The sequence below is a fragment of the Streptomyces sp. NPDC015532 genome (assembly GCF_043078065.1).
GTDB lineage: Bacteria > Actinomycetota > Actinomycetes > Streptomycetales > Streptomycetaceae > Streptomyces.
On the sequence record NZ_JBIBSY010000006.1, the window covers coordinates 347,136 to 361,892 of the forward strand.

The 14,757-nt window shown below is 74.1% G+C and carries 1 protein-coding gene; it reads right to left on the reverse strand.

The features are described 5' to 3' along the window. Positions 1 to 58: 58 nt before the first annotated feature. Positions 59 to 14,440: an SDR family NAD(P)-dependent oxidoreductase gene (locus ACF07B_RS21785; RefSeq protein WP_392180151.1), complete on the reverse strand. Its 14,382-nt coding sequence runs from the start codon at positions 14,438 to 14,440 to the stop codon at positions 59 to 61. Between the last annotated feature and the right edge of the window lie 317 nt (positions 14,441 to 14,757).

Genomic DNA, 14,757 nt, shown 5'->3' on the forward strand with positions numbered 1-14,757 from the left:
TCGCCCTGTGCATGTGTCTCTTTCCGCAGTGCTTCCGCGGGCCGGTCCGTCGGCCCGCTCACCGGCTTCGCCAGGAGCGGAAGGTCCGCAGTTGTTCCGGGGTGACGACGCTCTCCACGTGCTCGTCGTCCTGGTCGCCGCCACCGAGCGCGGCCAGCAGACGCCGGGCCGGCACGTTGCGGTCGGTGCGTTCCGCCGACAGCCGGACCTTCACGCAGCCCAGTCGGTCGGCTCGGTCCGCCAGCCACCGCAGCAGCTCTTCCTCGACACCCCGGCCGAGCGCGCGGCAGCTCAGGTTCCAGGCGAGGACGTCGAGTTGGTCGCCGTCCACCGCCAGGGCGAGCAGGCCGATCTGGCCGTAGTCGCCGAAGCGGTCCCGCGCCGCGGCCGTCCAGACCTCGCCCCGCTCCCGCCAGCGCTCCAGATCACCACCGTCGGCGGACCGGGGACGGAGGGTGAACTGATTGGTGCGGCGCACGAGTTGTTCGGCCCGCTCGACGTCGGCCCCGGACAGCGCCCGGATGTCGACCTCCAGCTCCAACCGGGCGAGGAACTCCTCGAATCCGGCCTGCTCGCGCTCCGCGTCCCGCTGCCGCTCCTGCGCGTAGAACCCCGCCCGCAGCCCGTCCTCGGCGGTCGCCGCCGCCGGAACGAGCGGCCACAACCGGTCCAGGAACTCGTCCAGTCCGGCCGTCGCGGGGCAGGTCACCGACAGCACCTCCGGCAGCGCCGACCGCACCTTCTCGATCTCGACCGGGTTGTCGTCGAGGAAGAGGAAGCTGTCCGGGCCCAGGCCGAGGCTGCGCGCCGCCTCCGTGAGCCGGCCCGGCTTCGGACCCCAGCCGGCGGACAGCACACTGAAGTGCTCCGCCTTCAGCGTGCTGTCCGGACGGTCCAGTACGGCGCGTACCGTGTCCTCGTCGTTGTTGCTGACCAGGGCGAGCAGGGTGCCCGCGGCACGCCACCGCAGCAGTGTCCGGGCCAGCCGCGCGCGCGGTCCGCTCACGTCCACCGCCTCGGGGCCGATCTCCCCGGCGACCCCGCCCCAGAGGGTCTCGTCGCCGTCCACCGCGATCACCTTCGGCGCGGGGCGCAGAACCGCTCGCACCACCTGGGCCAGCCGCAGGGCCACCGCCGCCTGGAACCGCGGGGTGAAGGGGAGATGGGCCAGCCGCTCGGTCCGTTCGTCGAAGCGTTCCTCGACGGCGTGCCGGCGCGACCACTCGTCCGGGCCGAGCACCGCGATGCCGGGCTCGTCGGTCAGCTCGGCGACGAGGTCGCTCTCCCATCGCGCGAGGCGTTCGTCCTGCCGCGCCGAGGGCAGGACGCCGACGATCAGTGGTCTGCGGGTCCGCTCGGACAGGGCGCGCAGCGCTGCCGGGTACTCGGCGCGCAGTTCGGCCAGCACCGCGTCGGTGACCGGGCCGAACCGTTCCAGGTCCGTCGCCCGGAGCAGCACCACGCCCACCGCTGTCGTGGGGTCGGTGAAGACGCCCGAGGGATCGCGCAGCGCGGCGAGCACCTGGTGGTACGGGGCTTCGGCCACCGCCGGCCCCTCGTCCCGCGCTCGCTCCCCCTCCCACGTTCCTTCCCGGGTGCCCTCCTCCATGGCCTCCATGGCCGCCTCGCACAGCGGCGGCAGATTGCCGAGCGCGAAGGTGGCGGCAAGGGCGAGCGAGCGGCGAGGGCCAGCAACAGGGCTTCCACTGACGGGAGTTGCAGTCTGCCTCCCGGCTGCCGTCGCACCCGCCGGTGCCCTCGAAGCCGGGGCCGTCGCGACCGGCGTTGCCGCGGGGGCCGTCTCGGCGGTGGCCTTGGTGCTCGTCACGGCGGGGGCCGCCGCGCCCGCCTCGGCGGCTGCCGTACCACTCGTCACGGTGGTGGCCGTCCCGCCCGCCGCACGGACCGCCGTTGTCGGGTTGTCCGCCGTCGCCGCGAGCAGCCGCAGGAACGCCTCCGCCAACTCGGTGGAGGTCGCCGCGTCCAGGATGTCGAGACTGTGATCCAGTCGCACGCGGCCGGCGTCCGGGGTCATGGTGACCATCAGATCGAGGTCGGAGTATCCCGTTCCGGCCGGGAGCACCTCCAGGCGATCGAGGCGGGCCGCCGAGGAGCGTACGTAGTTGAAGTACACCTCCACCAGAGGGGCGTTCGTCCGGTGCAGTCCCTGCCCTGCCAGTGTCGACAGCACGTCCGAGAACATGGCGCCCTTGGCGAGGACCCGGTTCAGTCGCGTGTCCGTCCGGCGCAGTACATCCTCGATCCGCTCCCCCGCCGCCGCGTGTGCGGGGAACGGCACCGGTACCCCGAAGAACCCGACCGCGTCGTACGCGTCGGCGTGCATACGGGTGTCGACCGGCACGGCGAGCACGAAGCGCTCCCGCTCACGCATCCTGGCCAGCAGGACGGTCAGGGTGCCGAGGCAGAAGGCCGCCGGTGTGACGGCCAGCCTGCTCGCGGTCGCCGACACACGCTCCATCAGTCCGTCGGGTATCGCCACGGTCACGCTCCCGGCCCGGTACGAACGCGTCGCCGGGCGCGGCCGGGCGAGCGTCAGGTCCAGACGCTCGCTGCCGTGGAAGGCCTCACGCCATGGGGTGTCGGCGCCGCCGGTGGCATCGCCGGTCCGCTGGGCCTCGATGAGCAGGGCGATGTCACGGTTGGTCACGGCGTCGCCGAGTGAGGTACCGGACAGCTCGGCGTCGATCTCCCCCGCGACGAGGAGCAGCGACTGGAGATCGCTCACCGCGTGGTGCGCTCCGAACACCAGTACCTGGCCACGAGCGCCGGCGTCGAGCAGCTCGAACCGCCACAGGGGCGCCTTCGCCAGATCGAACGGCGGCTCCAGCAGCCGGGACAAGCGGTCGCCGGCGTCGCCCGGTTCGGCGTCGGCGGGCAGGTCCGTCCAGCGCAGCAGCGGCTCGGCCGGCTCCCGCACCACACACAGCTGTCGGCCCTTTCCGCCGCTTCCGGCGATCGCCGTGCGCAGGGCCGCGTGCCGTCCGGCGAGCCGGGTGACGATGTCGGTGAGTGCCTCGCGGGTGGTCGGCTTCGTGAGCCGGACGGCCAGGCCGACGGCGTGCGCCGCGTCCGGCATGCCCGGCTGGGCGCTGCGCAGCAGCCGTACGACGTCGCGGGTCGCGGGCCGCAGCTCGCTGTCGGGCACCTCGGCGGCGGCTTCGGGCCCGGGTTCCTGTCCGCGTGTCCCGGTGTCGCGTTCGGGCAGCACCTCGCCCAGGGCCCGTGCGAGGCTGCGGATGTCGGAGGCCGAGAAGACGGCGGCGGCCGGGAGTTCGGCACCCAGCTCGCGGGTGAAGGCGTTGCGCAGCCGGACCAGCATGAGCGAGTCCAGGCCCAGTTCCTTGAGGGCCGTCGTCGCGGACACCTCCGCGGCACCGCCGGAGACCTGGCCGACCTTGGCCCGTACATACGCTTCGAGCCGTGCTGCCCGGTCCTGGTCCGTCGTCGCCGCGAACACCCGGGCGACCAGGTCGTCCGTGCCCGCGGTGTCAGCGGCGACGGTGATCAGGTCGCCGAGGATCGGGCGGGTACGCGCCGCTTCCTGGTCGAGCTCCAGTGCCTCGGGGTCCAGGGCGAGGGGGGCGAGCTGGCGGCGGGAGGTGGCGAGCACCCGCTCGAACAGGTCGCCGCCCTCCGCCGAGGTGAAGGCGACGAGCCCCGAACGGCTGGTCTCGGCGGCCCGGGCGCCGGAACCGGCGACCATGCCGACCTCGGTCCAGGCGCCCCAGTCCAGGCTCAGCGCCCGGCGGTCGGTGCGCGAGAGGTGGTGCGCCCAGGCGTCGAGGAACGCGTTCGCCGCCGCGTACGAGCTCTGGCCTGGCGAGCCGAGGACACCGGCCGCGGAGGCGAACAGGACGAACCGCTCGGCCTCCGGGGCCAGTTCGGTGAGCAGGGCGGTGCCCAGGACCTTGGGGGCGAGCACGCGCAGGACACGTTCGTCGGTCAGGTTCGCCACCGTGGCGTCGTCGAGGACACCGGCCGCGTGGACGACCCCGGCGATCGGTCCGGCCTCACGTCGTACGGCGTCCAGTGCGGCCGCGAGCGCGGCACGGTCGGCGACGTCCGCGCGGGCGAGGTGGACGGTGACACCGCGTGCTTCGATCCCCTTGATCCAGTTCTCGGCGGCCGCGTCGGGCCCGCCGCGGCTCAGCAGGGCCAGTCGGCGGGCACCCCGGCGGACCAGCCGCTCGGCGGCCACCCTGCCGAGGCCGCCGAGACCACCCGTGATCAGGTGTACGCCGTCCGCGGTGATCCCGACGTGCCCGTCGTCGTCCGGGCGGGTGCGGGCGAGCCGTGGCACGAGCCGGCCCGATTCCCGCAGCGCGACGAGCCGTTCGTCGTCGGCGTGCCGCAGCTGCGTCCACAGGCCGTCGACGCCGTCCGTGGCCGGCAGGTCGATCAGGGTGGTCGAAAGTTCCGGGTACTCCTGGGCCACGGAGAGTCCGAAGCCCCAGGCGAGCGCCTGCTGAGGGTGTGTCACCTGTGTGCTGTCGCCCGCGGCCTGGCTCCCTCGTACGACGACGAACAGGCGCGGCGAACGGCCCCGCGGCCGGTCGGCGAGCGCGCGCACCAGATGCAGGGTGCTCAAGCAGCAGTGTCGCGCGGCCTCTTCGGCCGTGGCGGAGTCCTCGACAGCCGGAGCGTCGAGTGCGGACAGCTGCACCACCCGCTCCGGCGGCCCGTCGGCGAAGGCCTCGTCGAACAGACGGGTCAACTGCCGTGGATCGGAGGGATCGAGGACGAAGCGGCCGGGGCCCTCGGCTCCGAACGCCTCGCCCCGGCGCACGATCACATGGGGCACGGCGGCCGCGGCCAGCCGTTCCCCGAGTGTGTCGGTCACCCCGGTCTCGTCGGCCAGGACGAGCCACCGGCCGTCGACGGGCCGCTCCTGTGCGGCCGGGCGCGGCTGCCAGCGGGTCTCGAACAGCGCGCTGTCCAGCGGCGAGAGCGCGGCGAGCCGGAACTCCGTCGCCTCCAGGACCAGTTGGTCCTTCTCGTCCCACAGCCGCAGATCCAGGAGTGCGGTGTCGCCGTCCACGCTGCGCAGCCGGCAGGTCGCCCACGCGGGGGCGGAGCGGCGACCGGTGAAGCGCAGCCCTCCGACACCGGCGGGCACGAAGGCCCGGCCCTCGGGCGCGTCGGCGGGCAGGGCCGCCGTGTGGAAGGCGGCGTCGAGAACCGCGGGGTGCAGCAGGTGACCGGCGGCGGGCCGCCGGGTGAGGCGGCCGACCGCGGTGGTCGTCGTGCGGTGGCCCTGTTCCAGGAGCCGGAAGGAGGGTCCGTAGTCGATGCCGAGAGCCGTGAGCCCCGCGTAGACAGCGGGCAGGTCCACCTCTTCCTCGCACCGCTCGCGCAACTCGGCGAGTTCCTCGCCCGCGTCGGCAGCGGGTTCGGCGGTGCCGTCGACGACCCGTCCGGTGACGTGCCGCTCCCAGGGCGCGCGCCTTTCCCCGGTGGCCGCCGAGGAGATGGTGAAGTCCCGTGAGCCGTCCGGTCCGGCGGGGTGCAGGACCAGTTGCAGCCGTACGGGCCTCTGCGCGTCGAGAGCCAGGGGCCGTACGAACTTCACGTCGGCCAGGCGTACCTCCCCGCCGTCCCGCAGCGCGGACGCGGCTTCCAGCGCCAGGTCGAGGAAGGCGGCGCCGGGCATCCAGACCTCGCCGGTGACCCGGTGGTCGGTGAGGTAGGCGAAGCGGCTGTCACGCAGGTCGATGTCGCTCTGGAAGAGGTACCGACCGGGTGTGTCGCTGGCCTCGACATGGGTGCCGAGGAGCGGTGAACCCCCGGCCGTTCCGTTCGCCTGGGCGGGTGCGCGCCAGTGGCGTTCGCGGGCGAAGGCGTACGTGGGCAGATCGATCCGGCGGCCCTGCGGCAGCAGCACAGGCCAGTCGGGCGCGTGCCCGGCCTCGTACAACTCCCCGACTCGGCCCAGCAGAACGCCCCGGCCGTCCCTCCCACGGCTCAGCGAGCCGACGGCGACCGCGTCGATCCCGGCCTCGGCCGCCACCGCCTCGACGGACGCGGTGAGCGAGGGGTGCGGGCTCAGCTCGACGAAGTAGCGGTAGCCGTCCTCCAGCATGCGCCGGATGGTGTCCGCGAAGCGGACGGGGCGCCCCAGGTTCGCGTACCAGTGCTCGGCGTCCAGCTGGTCGCCGGGCACCGGTTCGGCCGACACCGTCGAGTACAGCGGGGTCGCTGTGCGCGTGCCCCTGATGCCGGAGAGCCGGTCCATCAGGTCCGCGCGGACCGGGTCCATCAGGGGGGTGTGGGAGGCGAACGGCGTCGACAGCCGCCGCACCGGGATGCCCCTCTCTTCGAGGTGCCCGCGCAGTTCGGCGAGCGCCGCGGTGTCGCCGGAGACCGCCGTGGAGTGCGCGCTGTTGACCGCCGCGACGAACAGCCGGCCGGGGTGGAGCGCGACAAGCTTCTCGGTCTCCGTGCGCGGCAGTTCCAGGGCCAGCATGCCGCCCTGTCCGACCAGCGGGGCGACCGCCCGGGCGCGGCCGGTGACCACGGACACGGCGTCGTCCAGGGTGAGGGCGCCCGCGCTGTACGCGGCGGCGATCTCGCCCAGGCTGTGTCCGGTCACGGCGTCCGGGCGGACCCCGAGGGCGCGCCAGGCGGCGGCCAGGGACGCGTTGACCGCGAACAGCACCGGTTGCAGGTACTCGGTGCGGTCGAACGGGGCGAACTCCTCGGGCGCCCGCAGCACGTCGAGCACCGACCAGCCGACCTGCCGACTCACCGCCTCGTCGATACGGGTCAGCTCCTCGCGGAAGGCCTCCGACTCGGCCGCCAACTCCACGCCCATGCCGGGCCACTGGCCGCCGTGCCCGGCGAAGACGAAGGCCACCTTGCCCGTCTGCTCCGCGCGAATCGGGCCCAGCGGCGTCTTTCCGGTCGCCAACACGTCCAGCCGTGAGCGCAGTTCGTCCCGGTCGCCGGCCACGATCGCCACTCGCTGTTCGAAGTGGCTGCGGTGTCGCGCCAGGGTGTGGGCGACGTCGGGCAGGGCGACGTCCTCGTCCAGATGGCGGGCCAGGCGTGCGGCCTGCCCCCGCACGGCGGCCTCACCGCGCCCGGACAGCGCGAACAGCGTCGCACCCGGGGTGATTTCGTCCCGCTTCGGTACCTCGGCCCGTTCGGCCTCCTCCACGATCAGGTGCGCGTTGGTTCCGCTGATCCCGAAGGCGCTCACACCGGCCCGCCGCACGCGGTCGCCCGACGCCGGCCAGGCGACCGCGTCGCGCAGCAGGTGCAGCCCGCTGTCGTCCCAGTCGACATGGCGGCTGGGCGTCCCGGCGTGCAGGGTGCGGGGCAGGGACCGGTGCCGCAGGGACTGCACGACCTTGATCAGACCGAGCACGCCCGAAGCCGCCTGCGCGTGACCGATGTTGGACTTCAGCGAGCCGAGGTACAGGGGCCGGCCCTCGGGGCGCGAGGTGCCGAAGACCTCGGCGAGGGCGTTCGCCTCGATCGGGTCGCCGAGGGTGGTGCCGGTCCCGTGCGCCTCGACGTAGTCGATGTCGGCGGGTTCCAGGCCGGACAGCTCCAGGGCCCGCCGGATCACCTGTTCCTGCGCCGGCCCGTTGGGCGCCGACAGGCCCTGGCTGCGGCCGTCCTGGTTGACGGCCGTACCGCGCAGCACGGCCAGCACCTCGTCGCCGTCGCGCCGCGCGTCGCCGAGCCGCTTCAGTACGACCATGCCCGTGCCCTCGGCCCAGATGGCACCGTCGGCGTCGTCGGAGAAGGAGCGGCAGCGGCCGGTCGGGGACAGTCCCCGCAACCGGCTGAACTCGACGAAGGTTCCCGGTGTCACCATCAGCGTCACTCCGCCGGCGAGCGCCAGATCGCACTCGCCCGACCGCAGTGCCTGTGCCGCCAGGTGCAGCGCCACCAGGGACGACGAGCAGGCGGTGTCCACCGTCAGCGCCGGTCCGTTCAGCCCCAGCGTGTAGGCGAGCCGGCCCGAGGCCACGCTCGGCGCGGACCCCGTGCCGACGTAACCGTCCAGTTCGTCGAGCCGGGAGCCCGCGAGATAGTCGCTGCCGAACATGCCCACGTACACACCGGTGTTGCTGCCGGCCAGCTCGGCCGGCACGATCCCGGCGCGCTCCAGTGCCTCCCAGGCCGTCTCCAGCAGCATCCGCTGCTGCGGGTCCATGCTCTCGGCCTCCTTCGGGGTGATGCCGAAGAAGCCGGCGTCGAAGGACTCCAGGTCGTCGAGGAAGCCGCCTTCCTTGGCGTACGACGTGCCCAGGGCCTCCGGATCGGGGTCGTGCAGCGACTCCACGTCCCAGCGGTCCGCCGGGAACGGGCCCACCGCTTCACGCCCCTCGGCGACGAGGCGCCACAGTCCCTCGGGGTCGCTGACGCCGCCGGGCAGACGGCAGGCCATGGCCACCAGGGCCAGCGGCTCGTCCGACGTCACCGCCGGGGCTGCGGGGGACCCTGGACCGGGTGCGCCGCGCCGGGCGGGCCGACCGGCCGTGGCGAGCGCGGTGGTCAGCAGGTGGGCGGAGAGCCGGACCGCGGTGGGGTGGTCGAACAGCAGGGTGGCGGGGAGCCGGGCGCCGATCCGGGTGCCGATGCGGTTGCGGAGTTCCACCGCGGTCACCGAGTCCATGCCGAGCTCGCGCAGCGGCTGATCGGGCCGGACGGACTCCGCCGAGGGCAGCCCGAGCGCCCGGGACGCCTCCTCGCGGACCAGGGCAAGGACCCGGGCGGCGCGGTCGGCCTCCGGGAGCCGGGCCAGCCGGTCGGCCAGCCCGACACCGCCGTCCCGACCGGTGCGGGGTGCGGGCAGCAGCGAGCGCCACAGGGCTGCCGGACCGTCGTCCGTGGCGGCCGTGGCCGCACGCAGGCGGGGCAGGTCCAGGGACGCCGCGATCAGGTGCGGTGCGCCCCGGCGCAGGGCGAGTTCGACGAGTTCGCGGCCCTGGTCGGGGGTGAGAGCGCGGTGGCCGAGCCGGGCCATCCGGTCCAGGTCGGCGTGTTCAGCTGCGAGGCCCGCGCCCGCCCAGGCGCCGAAGGAGACCGAGACGCCGGGCAGGCCCAGGGCCCTTCGGTGGTAGGCCAGTTGGTCGAGGAAGACGTTGGCCGCCGCGTAGTTGCCCTGGCCCGGGTTGCCGAGCACGCCGGCCGCCGAGGAGATCAGCAGGAACAGGTCGAGCGGCGTGTCGGCGGTGAGCCGGTGCAGATGGGCGGCGCCGTCCACCTTGGGCCGCAGCACCCGCGCGAGGCGTTCGGGCGTCAGCTCGGCGACCACCCCGTCGTCGAGGAGTCCGGCGCAGTGCACGACACCCCGCAGCGGCAGCGCGTCACCGACCTGGGCGAGTACGCCCGCCAGGGCCGCCGCGTCGGTGACGTCGCACTCGGCCAGTTCGACCTCGGTTCCGAGCGAGGTCAGTTCGGCGGTGACCTCGGCGGCACGTGGATCCGCAGACCCCTGACGTGAGATCAGGAGGAGCCGGGGGACGCCGTGTTCGGCCAGGAGCCGGGCGATCTGCCGGCCGACGGCTCCGAGCCCGCCGGTGATCAGCACCGTGCCGTCGGTGGGGACGAGGGTCCTGCGGCCGGCGACGTCGAGATCGGCGGGGGTGTTCGACGCGTTGCCCCGCCGTGGCGACTCGTGCGCGGCGGTGACGGGCGGGATCCCCAGGGGGGTGGCCGCGCGGGCACGCATGAGCCGTGGGACGAGCAAGGAACCTTCGCGGAGGGCGAGTTCGGGCTCACCGAAATGCGCGACGGCCGTCGGCAAGGCGTCGGCGGGGTCGGCGCCCCCGAGGTCGAGCAGGGTCAGCCCGAGGTGCGGGTGTTCGGCCCGGGCGCTGCGGGCGAGTCCCCACAGCACCGACTGGGCCAGGCCCGGTACGGCGTCCTGGGCACTGGTCGCGACCGCGCCGCGGGTCACCCAGACGGTCCGGGCGGGCGCCAGGTCGTCCGTGAGCGCGATCAGGGCGCGCAGCTCGGCGAGCGCCGTCGCGGCCAACTGCTGAGCGGCAGCGGCCGGTTCGGCATCGGACGCCGGACGCGGCCAGAAGCGTACGACGATGTCGGCGCCCGTCTCGCGCACCTGGACGCCTGCCGCCGCCAGGCCCCGCAGGGTGGCCGCGACCTCCGGGTCGGAGCGGTCGCCGTGCAGGGCCCACACGGCCTGCGGCGCCGGCGTGGGCGGTTCGGTCACGGCCGTCCACGCCACTTCGTACAGGTGCCGGTCGTTCTCCGAAGCGCCGTTCAGGTCCGCCGGGTCGACCGCCCGCAGCCGTACGTCCTCCAGCCGGCCCGCCGGGAGGCCGTCGGCGTCCCACAGGGTGACGTCGAGGGCGAGGTCCGTCGCCGAGCCGCCCGTCCGCCGTACCAGCGCCGTGAGGTCGCTCGCGCCACCGGGCGGCAGGACGCAGCGGCCCACCGCGACCGGCAGGAGCACCTGGCCGTCGGAGGCGTCCAGCGCGGCGGCCACGTGCAGGGCCGCGTCCAGCAGGGCCGGGTGGACGGGGTAGGGATCGGCCGAGCCGCGAGCCACGGCAGGCAGCGACAGCCGGGCCAGCAGTTCGCCGTCGGCGGTGGTCGTCACCGCCGACCGGACGCCCTGGAAGGAAGGGCCGTAGCCGAGACCGAGCGCGGCCAGCCGTTCGTACGTCCGCGCGCCCCAGACGGACTCGACGGACTCCGGCCACACCGGCGGCGGGGCCGAAGTCGCCGGGGCGGGGGCGGACACCGACGCGGTGGCGTGCAGGGTCCAGCCCGGGGCCTCCGGTCCACGCGGACGGCTGTGCACCGTGACCTCGGGCGCGTCTTCGGTGGTGGTCACTTCGACGGAGACCTCGACCGTGCCGGTCCGCGGCAGCACGAGGGGCGCGAGCAGAAGCAGATCGGTCACGTCGCCGGGGAGCTCCGGGCGGGCCACGGCGAGCGCGGCACGGCACAGCTCCATCATGGTCGTGCCCGACACGACGGTCCGCCCGAACACGGCGTGGTCGGCCAGCCAGTCGACGGTGGCCGGGGACCATTCGTTGCGGAAGGTCCAGCGGGTCTCGTCCGCCGACCGCAGCTGAACGCCCAGCAAGGGGTGCGCGGCGCGGTCGAAGAGACCGGAGGCCACCGGCCTGGACCCGGCTTCGGAGTCGATCCAGTAGGACTGTGGATGCCAGGCGTACGTGGGCAGTTCGGCAGTCTCCCCATCGGGCACGACGCGGCGCCAGTCGATCCGCCGGCCGTGGACGTGGAGTTCGGCGGCGGCCCGGTCCAGGCAGGCCGGTCCGTCCTCGTCGCGGCGCAGCGATCCCACGGCGACCAGGTCGTCGTGGCCGTGGTCCTCGGCGACCGTGCGCACGGCGGTGACGAGGGAGGGGTGCGGGCTGAGTTCGACGAAGTGGCGGTAGCCGTCGGCCACCATGCGTTCCACGGCGGGCGCGAAGCGCACGGGTTCACGCAGGTTCGTGTACCAGTAGTCGGCTTCCAGCTCCTGGGTGACGGGCTCGCCGGTCACCGTGGAGTACCAGGCGACGGTGCTCGGGGAGGCGGCGACGCCGTCGAGTTCGTCGAGGATCGTCGCGCGCAGCGGTTCGACCCGGGCGCTGTGGGAGGCGTAGTCGACGTCGAGGCGGCGGACGAACACCTGCTCCCGGTCGAGGTCGGCGAGCAGGGCTTCGAGCGGCTCCACGTCACCGGCGATCACCGTCGAACGGCCGCTGTTCACGGCGGCGACGGACACCCGGCCGCCGAGGTCGGCGAGGCGCGCCTCGACCTCGGTGTACGGCAGGGCGACGACGGCCATGGTCCCGGTGCCGGACAGCTCGGTCAGCGCCTGGCTGCGCAGGGCGACGACCGCCGCGGCGTCGTTGAGGCTCAGCGCCCCGGCGACGCAGGCCGCGGCGACCTCGCCCTGGCTGTGCCCGATCACCGCGTCCGGCCGGACACCACGGGCCCGCCACACCGCGGCCAGGGACACCATCACGGCGAAGAGCACCGGCTGCACGACGTCGACCCGTTCCAGGGAAGGGGCGCCCTCGTCACCGCGCAGGACGCCGGCCACCGACCATTCCGTGAACGGGCGCAGCGCGGCGTCGCAGCGGTCGAGTTCGTCGGCGAACACCGGTGAATGGTCGAGGAGTTCGCGGGCCATGCCGGACCACTGGGCGCCCTGGCCGGGGAAGACGAACGCCAACTTGCCCGGCGGGAGGCCCTGTTGCGGGCCCACGACCAGATCGGGGTCCGGCTTCCCCTCGGCGAGGCCGCGCAGCGCGGTGAGCAGTTCGTCGTGGTCGCCCGCCCTGACGACGGCGCGGTGCTCGAAGTGTGTGCGGTGGTGGGTCAGCGTTCCGGCCACGTCGGACAGCGCCGGCCGGGGACGCGCGGCGAGCGTGTCGAGCAGACGGGCCGCCTGGCCGCGGAGGGCCGAGGGGGTGCGGGCGGACAGCGGGAAGAGCGCGGGTTGCCCGGTGCGGGGGTGCTGATCGGGCGTCGGAGCGGCGGTCGGTCTTGGTGTCGCGGCCTGTGCCGGAGTGACGGCCGACGTCGATGTCATGGCCTGCACCGGAGGGGCGGCCGGTGTCGCGCCCCGCGCCGAAGTCGCGGATGACGTCGGTGTCTCGACCTGCGCTGAAATCGCGGATGACGTCGGTGTCTCGGCCTCAGCTGAAGTCGCGGACGACGTCGGTGTCTCGGCCTCCGCTGAAGTCGCGGACGACGTCGGTGTCGCGCCCTGCGCCGAAGTCGCGGACGACGTCGGTGTCTCGGCCTCCGCTGGTGTCGCGGGCGTAGGTGTCGGTGTCGCCGTCGGTCCTGTCAGGTCCTGCGGGGACTCCTCCAGCACCACATGCGCGTTGGTGCCGCTGATCCCGAACGCACTCACCCCGGCCCGCCGCACCCGGTCGGCCCGCCGCGGCCAGGGCTCGGCGCCACTGTGCACGCGCAGGCCACCGTCCGACCAGCCGACGTGCTCGGTCGGGGTCTCGGCGTGCAAGGACGCGGGGAGGCGTTCATGGCCGAGGGACAGGACCGTTTTGATGACGCCGCCGATGCCCGCCGCGGCCTGTGCGTGACCGATGTTGGACTTCAGCGAGCCGACGCCCAGGGGCCGGTCGGCCGGGCGGCCCGGTCCGAAGACCGACGCGAGCGCACGACCCTCGATGGGGTCACCGAGCGGCGTGCCCGTGCCGTGGGCCTCTACGTAGTCGAGGTCGTCGGGCAGGAGCCCGGCGTCGTCGAGGGCGGCGCGCAACACCCGTTCCTGCGCCGGACCGTTCGGCGCGCTCAGGCCCTGGCTGCGGCCGTCCTGGTTGATCGCCGACCCCTTGACGACCGCGAGGACCCGGTCGCCGTCCCGGCGCGCGTCCGCGAGCCGCTTGAGGAGCACCAGACCGCAGCCCTCGGCCCACACCACCCCGTCGGCGTCGGTGGAGAACGGGCTGCACCGGCCGGACGGCGACAGCCCGCGCAGCCTGCTGAACTCGACGTGCCCGCGCGGTGTCACGAGGAGCGTCGCGCCACCGGCCAGCGCAAGATCGCACTCACCGCCGGACAGTGCCCGCGCCGCCAGGTGCAGGGACACGAGCGAGGAGGAGCAGGCGGTGTCGACCGTGACCGCGGGCCCCGTGAATCCGAGGGTGTAGGCGATGCGCCCGGACGCCACGCTGGACGCCGAGCCCGTGCCGACATGCCCGTCGAGGCGGTCCAGCGGGGCCGAGGCGAGGTATCCGCTGTCGTACAGGCCGACATAGACGCCCGTCCGGCTGCCGTTCAGCGTCTCCGGGACGATCCCGGCGCGCTCGATCGCCTCCCAGCCGGTCTGGAGGAGGAGCCGTTGCTGAGGGTCCATGGCCGCGGCCTCGCGCGGCGAGATCCCGAAGAAGGCCGCGTCGAAACGGTCGATGCCGGTCAGGAAGCCGCCACGCAGGCTGTACGCCTTGCCGGTGGCGTCCGGGTCGGGGTCGTAGAGCCCGTGGGTCTCCCAGCGGCCCGCGGGCACCTCGCCGACGGCTTCCTCGCCCGCGTCCAGCAGCCGCCAGAGGGACTCCGGGTCGTCGGCGCCGCCGGGGAACCGGCAGGCCATGGAGATGATCGCGATGTCGTCGTCCCGCCGCACGGACGGGCCGGCCGGCGCCGAGGCCGGGACCGGATCGGGCACACCCGGGGGCTGCTCACCGAAGAGTGCCTCGGCGATCCCCGCGATCGTCGGGTGGTCGAAGACCACGGACGGCTCCAGGGGCCGCCCGGTCCACTCGGACAGTGCCGCGACCAGAGTCACCAACTGCACTGATCCCAGACCGAATTCGGCGATCGGCCGCTCCGGCGCGACGGCCGACGGGGCAAGCCCGGCGACGTCCGCGACGGCGGACGTCAACCAGGCCCGCACCCCCTCGGAGGTCGTCGGGGACATCTCGGTGTACCGCTTCGGGGACTCGTTCGCAGGCATCTGGGCTGGTGTCCTCGTGAACTTGGGCGCAGGTGGATTCCGCACGGCCGACGCGACGGATGCGCGCGGCGGCGTACGACTGCCGACGGACGACGGACGACGCACGGCAGACGGCAGACGGCAGACGGCAGACGGCAGACGATGGACGGTGGACGATGGATTCGGCCGAGGAGCGGTGGATTCGGTTGAGGAGCGGCGGATTCCGGCGGTTGTACGAGCGCCAAACGACCCCTGTGCCGTCGACGCACGACCGTCGCGATACCTCCTACGACCGGGTAACTGAGCTACCCGAAGGGGCCGTTGAGCCGCCGGCGGCG

What these genes read in the sequence shown, in the direction of transcription:
- ACF07B_RS21785 (WP_392180151.1), bottom strand. Translation starts at nt 14,440, where the DNA reads ATGCCTGCGAACGAGTCCCCGAAGCGGTACACCGAGATGTCCCCGACG.